Raw genomic sequence first — 18653 nt, forward strand, 5'->3', positions numbered from 1 at the left:
ATTTAGTACCATTGTACTGCGTTGGAATAGCTGCTGCGCTTATCGTATTTCAGCGCATCGGTCAAGGTTGCTGCATTGCATCGGAACGAGAAATTGTAGCTCGTATAGGGTGCCAGCACCACCGAGCACGACATATTGAAGCAATGGAGGTCGCGCGACAGTGACGCAGTGGTCATTGAAATCTTATGGTTTTCAAAGTCATAACCAGAAGAGAAAGAGATGTTCCAACCATCGGAAATGCGAAGGTTACCGCTGACATTGAGGTTCTGGGTGAACTTATAAGGATAGCGCATCGAATCGTAATTGAACTTGCCACTGGTGTTTTCTCGCATGGTGACACCATAACCCAAACTGAGCGACCAAGGAAGATTGAAAGCCATATAACCGTCTTCGTCGGTCTCTGCCTTGCCGGCATTATCCTTACGGGCACCATGTTTTCCACGTTCCATATCCTCATCGACATTGGTTTCAACACCTGTATCGTAGTCGTCATCACGATTAGCACGACTGTCGCGGTCGTTCTTACGCTTAGGACGTTCGCCCTTCAACCACTTGATAAGGTCGCTCACTTTCTTGTTATCAAGCGTATAAGAGAGGTTTTGCGACATGCCCTGGAAACGACCGAAGCGGCCCTTACTATATTCTGTATGGGTTCCGATGTAAGGACGGGCACCTACGGAATCGGCTTCATAAGCATAAGTGGCAAATACCGCATTGATATTCAACGTATAACTCTTGGTGAGTTTCAAACGTAAACGTGTAGAGAGGTCACTCCATGGACGTTCCTCTGCTGCCATGTTATACGACATGGAGGCTCCCAATTCATCGATGATACTGATTTTCTTCACACCCGTAGAGTCGGCATCGCTCTTCACTTTCATCTCGATATTGTTGGACAAATCCATCGAGATACTACCAGTTTTGCCACGACCTGGCACACCATAGAGTGATCCCTCATAGGGTGAATACTCTACAAGCGACACATTGCCATCGGCATCGGTCTTCTGATAGGTCTTGTAGAATCCATAGCGCGACGCACTGAAGTCTGGTGCATAGTTGAAGCTGACAGATGGTGTTACCACGTGGCGAACCGCCATGATCTTGTCGCCGAATACTTTACGACTGGGGATATACATACCATAGAGCTTGGTAGATGCCGAAACGCTGAAAGCCCAGTTATAGACATTATAGAATCCCTGCAAGGTATCGCGCTTCACTGTCTGTGTGGCTTCGTCCCACGAAAGTTCCTGCTTCTGCGTGTACATACGGTCGGTGAAGGTCAACGACGGATTGATATTCAGATAGCCAAACAATGTAAAATTGCCGCTAATGGGGATGCTATGCTGCATACCGTTGCGCCAATCGCGTGTCAAGCTGGAGTGCATCAAACGGTCTTCCTTGGTACTGATGCTATTGCTCAACTGTCCGGTATAGCTCATAGAGATCTTCTCATACCAGCGTTCCTTACCTACAGCATGACGGCGTTTGAAAGGATAGAAGCGCGAAATAGAGATGTTGAGGTCGGGTAATGTCAGGGCGATAGTCGAGTCACGCATGTTCTGGTTGAGGTTGAACGTTGAGCTCAAGCTCATGCCGATACTGGAGAATGTGGTACTCCATGATACCGAGCTGGTACGTGTAGATTGTGTCATTGCCTGCGGATTGTACATCGAAGTGAGGTTGTTGCGCTCATAGCTCGATGTGGCAAAGTTGACACTGGCAGACAAAGAACTATAGGGATTAGCTTTGCTGTCTTGACGGTGACTCCATTGCACCTTGAAACTGGTGGCTTTGGTATAGTCGGGCATATTCTTTTCGCCATTCACCGTATTCTGGTAACTGGCAAAAAACGAACCGCTGTACTTATAGCGTTTGCGATAGTTGGAGGCTGCAGAGAGTCCCCACGATCCTTTGGTATAGATTTCACCCAACAGTTTCAAGTCCATCTTGTCGTTGATGGCAAAATAGTAACCACCATCACGGAGGTAGAAACCGCGCGATGTTTCATCACCATAGGTAGGCATGATAAAACCAGAAGAATAACTCTTACTGAAAGGGAAGAAACCATAAGGTATGGCAAATGGCAATGGCACATCTGCTACTACCAAATAAGCTGGACCGAACACGACATCCTTACCTGGGCGCATCTTGGCACGTGACAAGGCTATATAGAAATCGGGATGATCTTTGTCGCAGGTGGTATAACGACCGTGTTGCAAATAAATCTCACCATTGGCTCCACGCTTAGCCAGTTGGGCAGTCATATAGCCATCATCCTGCTGGGTATATACATCGCTGATGAGTCCCTTTTTGGTCTTGAAATTAAAAGCTATAGTGTCGTTCTCATAAGTGTCACTACCCATCTTGAATATTGGTGTACCGAATTTCTTACCGAGAGAGTCGAGCGAACCTGTAGCATGTACCAAACTGGAATCGAGTTGCATGAAGATTTGATCACTCTGCAAATCCATATCCTGATATTTCACATGGGACTGGCCATACAGATGGGCTAAACCTGAAGCACCTTCATAGGTCATAGAGTCTTCAGCAGTATATTCCACTGGAGCATCAATACCATTCTTACGCTGACGATTGATAGAGTCGGCACGCAAAGAGTCGTCAATAGCTTTGTTGTGCATCCAGATGGCTTTTTGCAATGAATCCATCTTTGCGGTATCAGCAAGAACCTGTGTTGTGGTATCAATTACAGTACTGTCGGACTTGGCACTATGGGGCAACAACTGCGTATTGACCGTCTGCCCTTTACCCACAGAATCAGACACATCAGTATTGGCCGCTCCAAGTATAGGAAAGGTCAAACGAGGCATTTCCGCCATTACAAATGTAATGACGAAAAAGAGCAATATGATGAGCATATTTTTTCTCACGGCTGCAAAGGTACAAAGAAAAAATGAATTCACTTACACATCGGCAGATGTTTAACGTAAATTTTTGTAATACTCATATAGACAACATATAAAATACCCACCGCGACACAACATCATATTGATATCGATTTGAACTGCTTTACAAAGATAACAATATAAAAAGCGCGCCATGACACAACGTCATGACACGCTCTTGATATCGGATATTCGTACGATGTACGATTACTGCGTACGATTTATTCCTCGTCGAGAAGAATCTTCATCATCTCACAGGCAGCCTTGGCAACAGATGTACCAGGACCGAAGATGGCGGCAACACCGGCTTTATAGAGGAAGTCGTAGTCCTGTGCGGGAATCACACCACCGGCAATAACCATGATGTCTTCACGTCCAAGTTTCTTCAATTCCTCAATCAGCTGAGGTATCAAGGTCTTGTGACCTGCGGCGAGTGACGATGCACCAACAATATGTACGTCGTTCTCAACTGCCTCACGTGCAGCCTCGGCAGGTGTTTGGAACAATGGTCCCATATCCACGTCGAAACCACAGTCGGCATAACCGGTGGCTACTACCTTTGCACCACGGTCGTGACCGTCTTGACCCATCTTCGCAACGAAGATACGGGGACGGCGACCTTCCTTCTTCGCAAACTTCTCGGTCAACTCGCAGGCTTTCTCAAAGTCGGAGTCGTTCTTGCTTTCTGAACTATACACGCCTGAAATGGTTCTGATTACTGCTTTATAACGACCTACGATTTCTTCGCAGGCATCACTGATCTCACCAAGAGTACAACGCAACTGAGCTGCTTTCACTGCCAAATCGAGTAAGTTGTTCTCGCTCTTGCGGCCTTCCTTGAAATCGCGAACGCACTCGGTAATTGCCTTGAGGGCTGCCTGACAAGCGGCTTCATCACGTGAAGCGCGTACCTCTGCCAAGCACTCTTCCTGCTGTTTGCGTACTGCTGTATTATCAACCTCGAGGATATCGATAGGATCTTCATGGTCGAGACGATACTTGTTGGTACCAACAATGGTCTGTACACCAGAGTCGATACGTGCCTGAGTGCGGGCAGCTGCCTCTTCAATACGCATCTTAGGCAGACCAGTTTCAATAGCCTTTGCCATACCACCAAGTTTCTCGATTTCCTGAATATGCTCCCAAGCCTTATGAACGAGCTCGTTGGTCAGGGTCTCTACATAGTATGAACCTGCCCATGGGTCAATCTGCTTGCAGACTTTAGTCTCGTTCTGAATATAGATCTGGGTATTACGAGCAATACGAGCTGAGAAGTCAGTAGGCAGGGCAATAGCCTCGTCAAGAGCATTGGTGTGGAGCGACTGAGTATGACCCAATACAGCTGCCATAGCCTCAATACAGGTACGGCCTACATTGTTGAAAGGATCCTGCTCGGTCAGCGACCAACCAGAAGTCTGAGAGTGGGTACGCAGAGCGAGTGACTTTGGATTCTTAGCACCGAAGCTCTTCACAATCTTAGCCCACAACAGACGACCTGCACGCATCTTGGCAATCTCCATGAAGTGATTCATACCGATAGCCCAGAAGAACGACAGACGGGGTGCGAAAGCATCCACATCAATACCTGCATTAACACCAGTACGCAGATAGTCGATACCGTCGGCAAGTGTATATGCCAATTCGATGTCGGCAGTAGCACCAGCTTCCTGCATATGGTAACCTGAGATAGAGATACTGTTGAACTTAGGCATCTTCTGTGAGGTAAACTCGAAGATGTCGGCAATAATCTTCATTGAGAATGCAGGTGGATAAATATAGGTATTACGCACCATGAACTCTTTCAGAATATCGTTCTGAATAGTTCCTGCCATCTCTTCCAGCTTAGCACCCTGCTCCAGACCTGCTACGATATAGAAAGCCAAAATAGGAAGCACAGCTCCGTTCATGGTCATCGAGACAGACATCTTGTTCAAGGGAATACCTGAGAAGAGCACCTTCATGTTCTCTTCATTACAGATAGATACACCTGCTTTACCAACGTCGCCAACTACGCGAGCGTTGTCGGGGTCATAACCACGGTGGGTGGGCAAGTCGAAGGCTACAGACAGACCTTTCTGACCACTGGCGAGGTTACGACGGTAGAATGCATTCGACTCCTCTGCAGTAGAGAATCCGGCATACTGACGGATAGTCCATGGGCGGAATGGATACATCATACTATACGGACCGCGGAGATATGGAGGGATACCTGCTGTGAAGTCGAGGTGCTCCATGCCTTCAAGGTCTTCTTTGGTATATACGGGACGAACCTCAATGTGCTCTGGTGTCTTCCAGTTAGGCACGATGTGGTTCTCTTTCAGCCAGGCTGCGCCATCGGTGGCGTGGATGCCGGCATAAATATCAATATTCTTGAAATCTTTTCTCATAACTTTAGATGCCTAACTTTTGATTGTACTCTTTCAAAGTCTCAAGCACGTTGCAACGAACGTGTACGAAGTTCTCAATACCAGCGGCCTTCAGGTCGTCCATGCATGCAGGAGCTCCTGCCACTACAAACATGGCACGTCCGTCCAAATACTTGAATGCTGGGATGGCATACTCTGCATATTCATCGTCTGACGAACAGAGTACTACGATATCTGCACCAGCCTTAAGTGCAGCATCAACGCCTTCCTCTACGGTCTTGAAGCCGAGATTGTCGATAACTTTATAACCGGCACAAGCCAAGAAGTTGCAAGAGAACTGTGCACGAGCCTGACGCATAGCCAAATTACCAATGGTCAACATAAACGCAGTAGGTGTCTTGGCCTCTTCAGTATGGATGCGGAGATTCTCGAAGTCGGCAGCCAAACGAGTGGTTTCGAGCTTCTTGAAAGGAGTTTCTTCTGCCTTTCCACAACCACATGCACAAGGTCCGAGGGCGCGTTTGCCTTCGCTCTTCTCTGTGAAGTTGGGGAACTGGTTTGTTCCGAGAAGGAACTCTTTGCGTTTAGCAGCATCGCCGTGACGCTTCACATTGGTAGCATTGATATCATCCTGTACGGTGCCATTCTTAACAGCAGCGAGGAATCCGCCTTCTTCTTCCACTTTGAGGAAAATCTTCCAAGCCTCCTGAGCCAACGCATCAGTGAGGTGTTCGATATAGTAAGAACCGGCAGAAGGATCGACGATACGATCGAAATGGCTCTCTTCCTTGATGAGCAACTGCTGGTTGCGAGCAATGCGCTCTGAGAAATCGGTTGGCTTCTCATATACTACGTCAAACGGAGTTACGACGAGTGAATGAACACCGCCAAGGGCAGCACTCATTGCCTCTGTCTGTGAGCGGAGCAGGTTAACATAGCTGTCAAACACAGTTTGGTTGTAAGTAGAAGTAGAAGCGTTGATTACCATCTTGCAAGAGCAGTCGCACTTAGGCTCGTACTGTTTTACAATCTGGGCCCACAACAGACGAGCTGCGCGGAACTTGGCAATTTCCATGAAATAGTTTTCAGAAACGCCCATATAGAACTTGATGCTCTTGGCTGCAAGATCTACATCTACGCCGGCATCCACCAACTGCTGAAGATACTCATTACCCCAAGCAAGGGCATAGCCGAGTTCCTGTACGATATATGCACCGGCATTGTTCAGCGTGTCGGTGTGTACCATAACGCAGCGCAGATTGGGATATTCCTTGAAAGCCTCAACCACCTGAGGGAGTTTGGCAAGTACCTTGCTGGTATCCTTACCCTTTTGGATCATCTTGTCTATGGGATCGAAACCTACACCACCCACGATTTTTTCCTTATCATAGCCTTCCTTCTCGAAGTAAGCTTTCAGAATTTCTGCCAGTTCAAGAACATGACATGGGCATGTACGATAGCTGACCTCTACAATATCCAAACGGATATCTTTCAGTAACTTGTCGATAAAATCGGCACTAACGAGATCACCGTCAAAACGGAATCCGATAGAGTTTACACCCTTCATCAGAATGTCGAGTGCCTTTTTGTTGGCCTCTACAGGATCGGTAACGACGATGTTCTGTCGAACATACCACTCGTTAGAGTCTTTTTTATTTCCACGAACGAATGGGAACTCACCGGGAAGTGCATCTGGAGTTTTCAAGTTTGCCAGATCTTCACGGCGGTAGAAGGGTTGTACGTTGAAACCCTCATTGGTTCTCCACACGAGTCGTTTCTGGAAGTCAGCACCTTTCAGATCGACTTCAATCTTGTCCAGCCACTCTTGTGTGGTTGGCGCCTGAAACTCGGTGAAGAGTTTTTCTTTGTTAGCCATAGTTTGAATGATTATGTAAGTTGTTTCGTTGTAGTCAAATTCGGTTATGCACACATGTATTGCGGCCTACAAAGTTACAAATAATTTTTGAACCGCCGAAAGATTTAATAATATTTTGATATTTATAAAAAAAAGATGCACAAAAATTATGCTATTGCGCAATTTTTGGCTACCTTTGCATGCTGTAAGAAAAAGCATGTTATGGAAGCATTTCAATGGTTAAAAGATTTATTTACCACAACTGATTCTGTGGCGCATATTGCGCTACTGTATGCCGTGGTGATTGCCGCTGGTGTATATTTGGGAAAAATCAAGATTGGAGGCATCTCGCTGGGTGTCACCTTTGTGTTGTTTGCTGGCATTGTGGCTGGCCACATTGGATTTACTGCCCCACTTCCCATCTTGACATTTATTCAAGACTTCGGTCTTATACTGTTTGTCTTCATGATAGGACTACAGGTTGGACCTGGTTTCTTTGAGAGTTTTGGTACTACAGGCATCAAGCTGAACGGATTGGCCATAACGACTATCCTACTCAACATTCTTGTGATGTTTGCCTGCTACTTCATCTTCTTCGACACATCCAACGTCTGCAACCTACCAATGATGGTCGGTACGCTCTATGGTGCTGTGACCAACACACCAGGACTTGGTGCTGCCAACGAAGCATTGGGTTCGGTATTTACCGACAATGCACCACAGATAGCATCGGCTTACGCTTGTGCTTATCCACTCGGTGTATTGGGTATTATTGGTGCCACTATATTAATAAGGTATATATGCAAGGTTCGCTTGGAGAAAGAAGAAGACGAACTCAACGAGCATGAAGGTGTGAAAGCCAATCAGAAGCCTCACAAGATGCACCTTGAAGTGACCAACACTTACCTTGAAGGAAAAACGATGTTACAGGTTCACGACTTTTTGAACCGCGACTTTGTATGTTCACGTATTCTGCACGAAGGTCACGTGAGCATTCCAAACCGCAACACCGTATTCCACAAAGGTGACCAACTCTATATTGTATGTACAGAAGCTGATGCCGAGGCTATCATCGCCTTTATCGGTCCAGTGATACAGGTCAACTGGGAACAACAGGACCAACCTTTCGTATCAAAGCGTGTCTTGGTAACCAACCCCAAGATGAACGGAAAATCGCTGGCATCGTTGCATTTCTCAAGTGTACATGGTGTCAATGTAACCCGTATCACCCGTCAGGGCATGGATATCTTTGCCTCCAGCAGTCTGCCTCTTCAAGTGGGTGACCGCATTATGGTAGTAGGTCCTGAAGACGCTGTTGACCGTGTAGCCAACGAGATGGGTAACTCTATCCGTCGCCTTGATGCCCCAAATATTGCAACGATATTCGTGGGCATCATCATCGGTATTATCTTCGGTTCACTGCCCGTAGCATTCCCAGGAATGCCTGTTCCAATGAAGCTCGGTATTGCAGGTGGTCCGCTGATTATCGCAATTCTTATCGGACGTTATGGTTATAAAGTAAAATTGGTAACCTATACAACGACATCGGCCAATATGATGTTGCGCGAAATCGGTCTGGTACTCTTCTTAGCAAGTGTGGGTATCAAGGCAGGAGCCAACTTCTTTGAGACTGTTGTAGAAGGTGACGGTCTGCTCTATGTAATGACCGGTTTCCTCATAACCATCATTCCAATCCTCATCGTAGGTCCTATAGCTCGTCTTTATTTCAAATTCAACTATTTCACCATCGCAGGAATGATTGCCGGTACATATACCGACCCACCCGCATTGGCATACGCCAATTCAATCTGTACTCGCGAAGCCCCTGCTGTAGGTTACTCAACAGTTTATCCGCTGTCGATGTTCCTTCGCATCTTCACGGCCCAAATCATCGTGCTGTTCTTCTGCGGATAACAGCCGATAATACATATAATACGAAAAACTTACATAATTATACATTACATTACTAACATGACAAAATTCGGATTTCTGTTAAGCGCTATGTTGCTGGCAGGCACTTCCGCCATGCATGCCCAAATGGATGCAAGCATCAAGCTGAACGAAGTGATGACCAACAACCGCGCCAGCCTGCAGGACGAATACGGACAGCGTGAAGCATGGGTTGAGATAGAGAACATCTCTCACTCAACCTATAATATCCGTGGTATGTATATTACCACTGACCGCTCCGTTCTCCAGCGTTCTATGAGCGTGCCCGAACGCATCAAGCGCATGAGCATCATCCCCAACGGAGAATTGCGCACAAACTTGAGTGGTCGTCAGCACCTTGTACTCTTTCTCAACAGTCAGCCCCATTTGGGTTCACTGCATCTGACAACACCTGTTGACTCTACAAAGTCATTGTGGATTGCACTCTACAACGGTAATGCCACACAATTGATTGACTCAGTCACCGTACCGGTACTGAAAGCCGATCAATCGTATGCTCGTATAGCCAACAACGGCACAGCCGCCGACTGGGAAGTAAAATCAGCCGACCGTGTTACTCCAGGTATATCCAACATCACTACTGTTAGCGAATCAAAGGTTGACAAGTTTAAACGCGAAGACCCCCATGGATTTGCCATTACCATCATGGCAATGGGTATTGTATTCATTTGCTTAGCCCTGCTTTGGATTGTATTCTCCTTGTTCGGTCTGCTTATGAAGCATCTTGAAACAGCGAAGAAGGTGGCAAACAAACAACCACTCAAACCAATCACCAAAACTGTTGAGACAGCAATGGAGGTTAGCCGCATCACTGGTAACGTATTGCAAGATGGTCTGAAAACAAAAGGTATCGACCGTGAAATATATATGGCGGTCATCGGTATGGCCCTCAGTCAATATGAGGATGATGTTCACGACGTAGAAAGCGGTGTGATTACCATCCAGCCGAAACCAACCCGTTGGGACGACGAATATTCACAAATGACACATTTCCACGATCCCGTCGTTCCCTCCGACCATGCAGCTCCCCAAATTCCCACAACCACTAATAACGCATTATAACAATGAAGAAATATCAGTATAAAGTACAAGGTGTTGACTACGATGTAGAAATCGAGGAAGTAGAAGGCAACATCGCCAAAGTAAACGTAAACGGAATTCCGTTTGAAGTAGAGCTCCAGCAGCCTATCAATGCAGCTAAGCATCCTACTATTGTGAAGCCAAAGGTTGCAGCTCCCGTTGCTCCTGCAGCCGCTGCACCAACAGCAAAGCCGGTTCAGGCTGCTGCTCCTGCCGCAGCAGGAAGTGGCAATGTAGTAAAGGCTCCACTGCCAGGCACCATCACTTCTATCAATGTGAAGGTCGGTGACACCGTAGCCATTGGCGATACACTTGTCGTGCTTGAAGCCATGAAGATGCAGAACAACATCGAGGCAGAATACGCAGGTACCGTAACCGCTATCAATGTCAATGTAAGTGATGTCGTAATGGAAGGCAGCGCACTGCTGACCATCGGTTAATCGATAAATAAAAAATGTGATAAACACGCAAGATTATGGATTTCTTACATTTCATAGCAGAAAACTTCAATGAGTTTCTGACCTACACTGGTTTTGCCAATGCTACGGCTGGAAACCTCATCATGATAGCAGTCGGAGCGCTTTTCATCTGGCTTGCCATCAAGAAGGACTTCGAGCCCCTATTGCTTGTTCCTATTGGATTAGGCATCATTCTGGGCAATATTCCCTTCCGTGCTGATGCCGGACTGGAGATTGGACTTTATGAAGACAACTCTGTGCTGAACATCTTCTATCAAGGTGTCCGCCAGGGATGGTACCCGCCACTTATCTTCCTTGGCATTGGTGCCATGACAGACTTCTCTGCCCTGTTGGCCAATCCTAAACTGATGCTCATTGGAGCCTCAGCACAGTTTGGTATCTTCGGTGCATATATGTTCGCTTTGCTATTGGGTTTCGAACCAAACCAGGCTGCTGGTATTGCTATCATTGGTGGCGCCGATGGTCCTACAGCCATTTTCCTTTCATCAAAATTGTCTCCCAACCTCATGGGTGCCATTGCTGTTTGTGCTTACTCCTACATGGCTCTTGTTCCACTGATTCAGCCACCATTGATGCGTCTGCTTACCACCAAAAAGGAGCGCGTCATCAAGATGAAGCCAGCGCGTCAGGTAAGTCAGACCGAGCGTATTCTGTTCCCAATCGTTGGATTGCTTCTCACCACATTCCTCGTGCCTTCAGGCCTTCCTCTTTTGGGTATGCTCTTCTTCGGTAATCTGCTGAAAGAATCGGGCAAGACCACTCGTTTGGCAAAGACAGCTGGTGCTGCTCTGAACGACATCGTGGTAATGCTCCTTGGTTTGACCGTAGGTTGTTCTACTCAGGCATCAGAGTTCCTGACTATAAACACCATCTATATCTTCGCTATCGGTGCTGGTGCATTCATCATCGCCACTATGAGCGGTGTATGTTTCGTGAAGATTATGAACCTCTTCCTGCCAAAGGATAAGAAGTTGAATCCACTGATTGGAAACGCTGGTGTAAGTGCCGTACCTATGGCAGCACGTATTTCCAACAACCTCGGATTGGAATACGACCGTCACAACTTCCTTCTCATGCACGCCATGGGTCCGAATGTAGCCGGTGTAATCGGTTCGGCTGTTGCTGCCGGTACCCTGCTTGGTTTCCTTTCGTAGATAAGCAAAGACATGATATCATCAGCAGGATTTCTCTTTTGGGAAGTCCTGCTTTTGTTTTCCCGCGTGTCTTTCAGCCTCTATCAGTGGTTTAACAGGAAGGTTCATCATACTCCAAACGCGGGTATGATAGCATATATAAATTTCAGTTTTCAATTATTATCGGACACTCGAACACCACTTGAGTTTAAAACTTTGTATGACATAGCCTTACCGGTGGTGTTCGATGGCTTATTTCAGCGTTTGTCGAACATCGACCGAACCCCAACTAAAGCAAGTAGATGCTATATTCTCAGCAGACTAACAGCCTGTATGGTATATCCATCAAACAGATTCGTTATAAAAAAATTTGGTAGAACCAATTATTCATTTTACCTTTGCGGAAGTTTTCGAAAACACAATGGACAGACACAATACACAACAGGGGGCAGTCATGCCCAAACCACGCATTGCCATCATCGATCCTAATGCACTTGCAGCATTGGGGCTTCGCCATATTCTCCAAGACGTAATGCCTATCATGGAAGTAGATACCTACGGTACACTTACAGAACTGGAAGCCAATCGTCCTGATAGTTATTTCCACTATTTTGTAGATATCAGCGTGGTATTGCGCCATCGTTCGTTTTTCATGGAACGCCAGCGTAAAACTATCGTGCTGACGCTGCAGAACGAAGAAGCATCAGGTTTATCAGGCTTTCATTCATTGTGTGTTAACCAACCAGAAGATCACCTTGTCAAGCAATTGCTTGCGATGGAACAACATGCCCACAAGGGCGGACGCAACTTACCCAATATGCAGGGGGAATCAAATTCTCGAATATTGAGTGATCGTGAAATAGAGGTGATGATACTGATTGTAGAAGGTCACATCAACAAAGAGATTGCCGACCAACTACATATAGGTCTCTCTACCGTCATCACCCACCGCCGTAACATTATGGAGAAACTCAATATCAAGAGTGTCAGCGCACTCACCATCTATGCTGTGATGAACGGTTATGTGGATATCAACCGTATCTGATCGGCTATAGTTTTACACTTGAAATATCTACCAAGCCATTGACAATGGCATAAACAGTAAGTCCTGCAGGCGAATGAATCTGCAGTTTGCGAGCAATATTCCTTCGATGGGTAATGACCGTATTGACCGAGATACAGAGATGATCGGCGATTTCCTTGTTCGCCATGCCTTGAACCAATGAAACTATCACTTCCCGTTCACGGTCTGATAGCATGTCATTATTATCATTGCCGCTTTTATTGACCATCGTAGAGATATTTTGCGTCACCTTATCTTGCTTCAGTTGGTTCTCCAATCTGCGTATGGCAGGAGTAAAAATGTAGTCTTCCACGTTAGCGTGATTACGCAACCACTCTTCATTGTTATAGATGTCGTATAGCGCCGCCATGAGTTTATTGTTGGTTTTGCCGTCTGAAGGCAGATATTTAATCACCATCAGTTTAAGTTCTATCAGCACTCTGTCTGTCGATTCATGGTGTTTGGAGAAGGTATCAACATTATAGTTTTTCTTTGCCTCACCATTGAGCAATGCCTCCACATAAGGGAACAAAGTTTGTTCCTCATATCGCATATGACGTTGAATTTCTCTAGCATAGTCATCAAAGAACTTAATTATCAATTGTCCGAGGGCATTATCGCTGTCCAGACAGTCACCCAGTTTCTTGCGTATGGTTGGCAATTGGTAGTCAAGAAAATAAGTATGACTCGCTTCCAGATAATGCAACAGTGTACGTACATCGAGCTGTGCATCGTCATTGAAGTCCGTATGTCCGTTAATAGTGTAATTGACCACAGCGAGAAAGGTATAAGTATCCACATTATTCTCCTCACACATCTCTTTTACAGTCTTATCTCCAAATCCGAGATGAATGCCAAAGCTCTCCAAGGTCTGCAATAGATGATAGTTATCGCGCATAAGCGTCACCATCTTATCGCTTGCTTCATACATTTTCAGAGTTTTCATTGTTGCTTACCTATATATATTAATACGCTGCAAAATTAGTCATTTTCAGACAAACCGACAATACTTTCCAACCACAATACCTATTTTTGGGTATCGTTCTGATTCTCCCATTCTTTCCATTCGCGCAATGCCTCCTGCCAGTCGGTCTGTTCTCCTTTGTCAAGTGCTTCTTGCTGGCGGGCCGCCTCATCGCTTGCTTTATCACGTGCCCGTTTGGCTTTCATCGCCTCAATGGTAGCATCATCAAGTATCTGAATAGCGCCACGACGCACTGCCTCATGGAGTTCTTCCTCACCGAAAGCCTTTCCAGGCTCATTAAAGTCAGAGATATTAAATTCAAACTGCGTGCGCAAGTCGTGACGCACTTGTTTCTGTCCAGCTCTATTGCTTGCATTTTTCAGGCGAAGCAGTTTGGCTATCTGTTTGATTTCATCAGCCGAATATTTGTTTCTTCCCATTGTAACGTTTGATTTCAACGTGCAAAGTTATCAAAAAGAGCGCATTATACAAAACAAATAGAGCAAAAAGAAAATCTTTAAAAACTATTTTATATCACCACGATTAAGTATCGCGGATAAAGCCTTCGTTACACTATTTCACATTTTTTGAGTATTGCATGCCTCATCAAAGCACCGTACCTTTGCAGCCGAAAAATAAACGATACAAGACGCAAAGACATGAACAAGAGACAATTTCTGATGATGGCAGCTGGCCTGTTGACCGCTACTTCCGCAATGGCCATCGGTTCACAAGACAACAACGATGCACTAATTCAGGATGCAACAACAAGCAATGAGACAGCGCCAAAAGCCGCTCAACCCAAAAAGAGTAACAGCAACGACTATGAAAAATGGCGCATCGGAAGCTACGGTGAGATGCTTGCCACCTTCAAAGATTACGGATTGAACCGCTTCTATGGCAATAGCGTAGGCAATACAAAGATCAACCACAACGAGATTTCCATTCCTCGCTTCATCCTTCAAGGCGAATATAAGATTACTCCCAAATGGATTCTTTCTGCCGAAATAGAATTCGAAGCAGGTGGAACAGGTTCTGCCGTAGAGATGGAAGCACAGTCAGGCAGTGAGAATGGCGAATATGAAACAGAAATGGAAAAAGGTGGCGAAGTTGCCCTCGAACAATTCCACATCACCCGACTCATCGCTCCACAATTCAATGTTCGCGTAGGACATCTCATCATTCCCGTAGGACTTACCAACGCCCATCACGAACCTTTGAACTTCTTTACAGCCGCACGACCAGAGGGTGCGACCACGATTATGGCTTCTACCTGGCACGAGACTGGTGTAGAACTATTCGGTACATTAGGCAAAGGAGCTGCCACTTTCGATTATCAAGCACTGGTAACAGCAGGTCTGAACCCCAATGGTTTCGACTCATACAACTGGATACAAGGAGGGAAACAAGGATTTCTTGAAACCGACAATTTCACTGCTCCTGCCTATACGCTACGTCTGGATTGGCGCGGAATAGCCGGTTTGCGAGTCGGAGCATCTATGTTCTACAATCCCAAGGCAGGCAAAAACGCCGACAAACTCATTACCTATGCCAACATGGGCGACATCAACGTACTGCTCTACTCCTTTGATGCACAGTACAGCAACCGTTATGTAACCGCACGTGCCAACTACCTTTCTGGCAATATCACTGAGACCACAGGACTCACTGCCGCCAACAAATACTACTCCAACAAGTCGCCTTACAGTCGTATGGGACCTGTTGCCAAGCGCGCAGTAGATTGGAGCGCCGAAGTAGGTGTGAACCTCAAATCGTTTTTCCCCGGTGTATCCCACTTCCCCGTTATCTATCCTTTCGTGCACTACAACTATTATAACCCACAAGAGAAATGTGAATCAGGTTTGATTGCCGATAAGCGATGCCAAGTCAGCTTATGGAGTATCGGTGCCAACTGGCGTCCATTACCCAACTTGGTAGTCAAAGCCGACTACACCACTCGTCAGATAGGCACCTCCAAGATGTTTGGCACGAGCCAATACAATAGCGAAAACGAACTGCGTATCGGTGTGGCATACATGCTGTGGTTCGCTAAGAAATAACCAATAAGCAAATTATAAGCAACAAAACAATACAGACTCATGAAGAAAAAGTTTTTTAAGTACGCACTGCTGATGGTATCAGTATGCACACTCTCCGCCACTGTTGTCAGCTGTGGCGATGACAAAAACGACGTCAACAATCCAATCATCGACCCCAGTCAGGCATCAGATCTTGACTACAGTTCTGCTTATGCCGAGCAATGGGCAAACTACATGGTAACTGTATCCAACCTGCTGAAAGAGGATGCCAACACCCTTTACAACCAATGGAACAATGGCTATGCCAACACCTTCAAGAACCATAACACCACAGAATATAAGTCAGCCATCGACTGTGTGGATCAGATTTTCGAAGGATGTATCGACATTGCAGGTGAGGTTGGCGACACCAAGATTGGCGACCCATACAGCAAATACACTGCCGGCAACAAAACCGAAGCACTCTATGCCGTAGAATCATGGTACAGCTGGCATTCTCGCGACGACTATCGCAACAACATCTACTCTATCCGCAATGCCTATTATGGTTCACGCGATGGTAGCATCAACAGCAATTCTTTGTCAGCACTACTCGCCAAGAAGAATGCTACACTCGATACCGAAGCCAAAGAGAAGATTGCCGCAGCAGCCGATGCCATCTATGCTATTACACAGCCATTCCGCAACAATATCAACACCACCGAAACTGTAGCTGCCATGAATGCCTGTGCCGACCTCGTAAACTTCATCGAACAGGAACTCAAACCTTATTTCGATGCCAACATCAACGACGATGCCACTCTTGATCCCATCGTCAAACAGTATGTTGATGCAGTAGTACTGCCTACCTACAAGGAATTGGCAGAAAAGAATGCAGCTCTCGACACCGCAGTTCGTGCTTTCAAGGCCAGTCCTTCAAATGCAAATTTCTCTGCTTGCGCTCAGGCATGGCTCGATGCTCGTGCTCCTTGGGAACAGAGTGAGGCCTTCCTCTTCGGTCCTGTTGATGAGCTTGGACTTGACCCCAACATGGACAGCTGGCCTCTCGACCAGTCACAGATTGTACAGATTCTGAAGTCGCAAGACTTCTCTAACCTCAACTGGAAAGAAGGCGAGAGCGACGACAAGATAGAATCAGCACAGAGTCTCCGCGGTTTCCACACACTGGAATTCCTCATCTTCAAAGATGGTAAAGCACGCACCGTGAAATAAAATTGCGAACACAAGAACCATATTATCCACACATGGCGAAGGCAGGAAAGTCACCATTTCCTCGCCTTCGCTATCGTGGCAAACAAAAAGAAACATACTAAACATGAATAAATGGCTGCATTTCCCTTTGCTGTTGACCGCTCTGGCCATGCTTGGTAGCTGCACCGACGATGAAAAACTCGATGTGACCGACATCGATGTGCCCACTGGCTACGAACTATCAGCAGGCACTTCCACCGGTTTCTATAGTTCATCGGTGGCCTACGACCAAGGCGCAAGATGGCTATCAGGGGCTTATAGTTCACGGTTCAGCTCTGGCGACCAACTCTACGACAATGTCAAATCTGCCAACGAGAATGGCTATGGCGGCGGCCTCGGCCCCGTCTATGCAGGCTACTCTTGTGGCAGTTGCCACCGTAATGCCGGTCGCACGGAACCAACCTATTGGACAAACTTCAAAAACGGAAGCGATGACGGATCCGGACAGTACGGTTTTACCTCCTCGCTGATCTACATCACTCGTCGCAACGGAACATTCTTTCCCAACTATGGCCGCGTCATTCACGACCAAGCCATCTATGGTGTGAAGCCTGAAGGCAAACTAAAAGTGACTATTGACTCGATGACATACTCCTTTCCAGACGGTGAAAAATACACGCTCTGCGTCCCTAAATGGCATATCACCGAATGGTATGCCGACAGTATCCGTCCTGAGGATCTCTTCTGCACCGTTCGTGTTCCGCTTCGCCACGTAGGTATGGGGCAGATGATGGCGCTCGACCCCAACGAAATAGAGGCATTGGCACGCAAGAGCAACTATCCAGAATGGGGCATCAGCGGTCGCTGCAACTACATCACTGAGCGTGGTGTGCGCCAACTGGGACTTTCCGGCAACAAGGCGCAACATGCCGATTTGACCGTCGAACTGGGCTTTTCGAGCGATATGGGCCTCACCAACAGCCGTTATCCAGAGGAGATCTGTGAAGGACAATCACAGATGAAGGATGGTTCGATGATGGGATTGTCCTATCAACAACTGGACTGCACCACAGAGCAGATGGAAGATGTCGATCTTTACATGCAGTCACTTGCTGTTCCTGCCCGTCGCAATGTCAACGATCCCGACGTCATTGAAGGTCAGAAACTCTTTTATCAGGCAGGCTGCCACCTGTGCCACGTCACTACGCTGCATACCAAAAAGCGCGGCACCACCTTGCTGGCAGGCACTACATTGCCTTGGCTTGGAGGACAAACCATACACCCCTACTCCGATTATCTACTCCACGACATGGGTTCAGAAATCATGGGCGTGGGTTTGAACGATAATTTTGTGAGTGGTCTGGCTCGTGGAAACGAATGGCGCACCACCCCGCTGTGGGGTATCGGTCTGCAGAAAAAGGTAAACGGACACACCTATTTCCTGCACGATGGCCGGGCTCGCAACTTCACCGAAGCCATTATGTGGCACGGCGGCGAGGGCGAAGCCTCCAAAAACAAGTTTAAGAACATGACCAAACAACAGCGCAACCAGCTGATACAATTCCTTTGGTCACTTTAATTCAAGCATCTTGTCAGACGTATCATCCAACAACAATCAGGTAAAAACCAA

The 18653-nt window shown here is 46.7% G+C and carries 13 protein-coding genes; 8 read left to right on the forward strand and 5 right to left on the reverse strand.

The window, feature by feature from the left end:
• Positions 1-2 precede the first annotated feature (2 nt).
• From CIK90_RS13610 to mutA, 3 genes are all read right to left on the reverse strand, one after another.
• Positions 3-2888, reverse strand: coding sequence for a putative LPS assembly protein LptD (locus CIK90_RS13610; protein WP_094390080.1), 2886 nt, complete (start codon positions 2886-2888; stop codon positions 3-5).
• 236 nt (positions 2889-3124) lie between these two features.
• Positions 3125-5290, reverse strand: coding sequence for a methylmalonyl-CoA mutase (scpA, locus tag CIK90_RS13615; protein ID WP_094390081.1), 2166 nt, complete (start codon positions 5288-5290; stop codon positions 3125-3127).
• Positions 5291-5294: 4 nt separating this feature from the next.
• Positions 5295-7145, reverse strand: coding sequence for a methylmalonyl-CoA mutase small subunit (gene mutA, locus CIK90_RS13620; RefSeq protein WP_094390183.1), 1851 nt, complete (start codon positions 7143-7145; stop codon positions 5295-5297).
• A 201-nt stretch (positions 7146-7346) separates the two neighbouring features.
• Between mutA and CIK90_RS13625 the strand changes: the two genes are divergently transcribed.
• The 5 genes from CIK90_RS13625 to CIK90_RS13645 all read left to right on the forward strand — a co-directional run bounded on the left by CIK90_RS13625 (position 7347) and on the right by CIK90_RS13645 (position 12811).
• Entirely contained in the window at positions 7347-9038 is a 1692-nt protein-coding gene (locus tag CIK90_RS13625) for a putative transporter (protein ID WP_094390082.1), read from the forward strand.
• A gap of 57 nt (positions 9039-9095) precedes the next feature.
• Complete coding sequence (locus CIK90_RS13630; protein WP_094390083.1) at positions 9096-10136, forward strand: OadG family protein; 1041 nt, start codon at positions 9096-9098, stop codon at positions 10134-10136.
• A 2-nt stretch (positions 10137-10138) separates the two neighbouring features.
• Positions 10139-10594 (forward strand): acetyl-CoA carboxylase biotin carboxyl carrier protein subunit, encoded by a 456-nt coding sequence (locus tag CIK90_RS13635; RefSeq protein WP_094436443.1) that lies wholly within the window; start codon positions 10139-10141, stop codon positions 10592-10594.
• Positions 10595-10626: 32 nt separating this feature from the next.
• On the forward strand, positions 10627-11787 hold the full coding sequence (locus CIK90_RS13640; protein WP_173815665.1) for a sodium ion-translocating decarboxylase subunit beta: 1161 nt from the start codon (positions 10627-10629) through the stop codon (positions 11785-11787).
• A 400-nt stretch (positions 11788-12187) separates the two neighbouring features.
• The gene (locus tag CIK90_RS13645) at positions 12188-12811 is read left to right on the forward strand and encodes a response regulator transcription factor (protein WP_254046370.1); all 624 of its coding nucleotides are present in this window, start codon (positions 12188-12190) and stop codon (positions 12809-12811) included.
• A 4-nt stretch (positions 12812-12815) separates the two neighbouring features.
• Here the strand turns inward: CIK90_RS13645 and CIK90_RS13650 are convergent, their stop codons facing one another.
• Positions 12816-13775, reverse strand: coding sequence for a LuxR C-terminal-related transcriptional regulator (locus tag CIK90_RS13650; RefSeq protein ID WP_094465902.1), 960 nt, complete (start codon positions 13773-13775; stop codon positions 12816-12818).
• An 80-nt stretch (positions 13776-13855) separates the two neighbouring features.
• Positions 13856-14233, reverse strand: coding sequence for a hypothetical protein (locus CIK90_RS13655; protein ID WP_094436445.1), 378 nt, complete (start codon positions 14231-14233; stop codon positions 13856-13858).
• A 219-nt stretch (positions 14234-14452) separates the two neighbouring features.
• Between CIK90_RS13655 and CIK90_RS13660 the strand changes: the two genes are divergently transcribed.
• From CIK90_RS13660 to CIK90_RS13670, 3 genes are all read left to right on the forward strand, one after another.
• Positions 14453-15853: a hypothetical protein gene (locus CIK90_RS13660; RefSeq protein WP_094465903.1), complete on the forward strand. Its 1401-nt coding sequence runs from the start codon at positions 14453-14455 to the stop codon at positions 15851-15853.
• Positions 15854-15892: 39 nt separating this feature from the next.
• Complete coding sequence (locus CIK90_RS13665) at positions 15893-17044, forward strand: imelysin family protein (protein WP_094436449.1); 1152 nt, start codon at positions 15893-15895, stop codon at positions 17042-17044.
• A 148-nt stretch (positions 17045-17192) separates the two neighbouring features.
• Complete coding sequence (locus tag CIK90_RS13670) at positions 17193-18602, forward strand: di-heme oxidoredictase family protein (RefSeq protein ID WP_371327205.1); 1410 nt, start codon at positions 17193-17195, stop codon at positions 18600-18602.
• The last annotated feature ends 51 nt before the right edge of the window (positions 18603-18653 follow it).

Origin of the sequence: Prevotella sp. P5-126 (assembly GCF_002251185.1) — a bacterium.
In the GTDB taxonomy this organism is placed as follows: domain Bacteria; phylum Bacteroidota; class Bacteroidia; order Bacteroidales; family Bacteroidaceae; genus Prevotella.

Bases quoted from the DNA above. Each gene is read 5' to 3' on its own strand.
- scpA (WP_094390081.1), bottom strand. From the start codon at position 5,290: ATGAGAAAAGATTTCAAGAATATTGATATTTATGCCGGCATCCACGCC.
- mutA (WP_094390183.1), bottom strand. From the start codon at position 7,145: ATGGCTAACAAAGAAAAACTCTTCACCGAGTTTCAGGCGCCAACCACA.
- CIK90_RS13625 (WP_094390082.1), top strand. From the start codon at position 7,347: ATGGAAGCATTTCAATGGTTAAAAGATTTATTTACCACAACTGATTCT.
- CIK90_RS13630 (WP_094390083.1), top strand. From the start codon at position 9,096: ATGACAAAATTCGGATTTCTGTTAAGCGCTATGTTGCTGGCAGGCACT.
- CIK90_RS13635 (WP_094436443.1), top strand. From the start codon at position 10,139: ATGAAGAAATATCAGTATAAAGTACAAGGTGTTGACTACGATGTAGAA.
- CIK90_RS13645 (WP_254046370.1), top strand. From the start codon at position 12,188: ATGGACAGACACAATACACAACAGGGGGCAGTCATGCCCAAACCACGC.
- CIK90_RS13650 (WP_094465902.1), bottom strand. From the start codon at position 13,775: ATGAAAACTCTGAAAATGTATGAAGCAAGCGATAAGATGGTGACGCTT.
- CIK90_RS13655 (WP_094436445.1), bottom strand. From the start codon at position 14,233: ATGGGAAGAAACAAATATTCGGCTGATGAAATCAAACAGATAGCCAAA.
- CIK90_RS13660 (WP_094465903.1), top strand. From the start codon at position 14,453: ATGAACAAGAGACAATTTCTGATGATGGCAGCTGGCCTGTTGACCGCT.
- CIK90_RS13665 (WP_094436449.1), top strand. From the start codon at position 15,893: ATGAAGAAAAAGTTTTTTAAGTACGCACTGCTGATGGTATCAGTATGC.
- CIK90_RS13670 (WP_371327205.1), top strand. From the start codon at position 17,193: ATGCTTGGTAGCTGCACCGACGATGAAAAACTCGATGTGACCGACATC.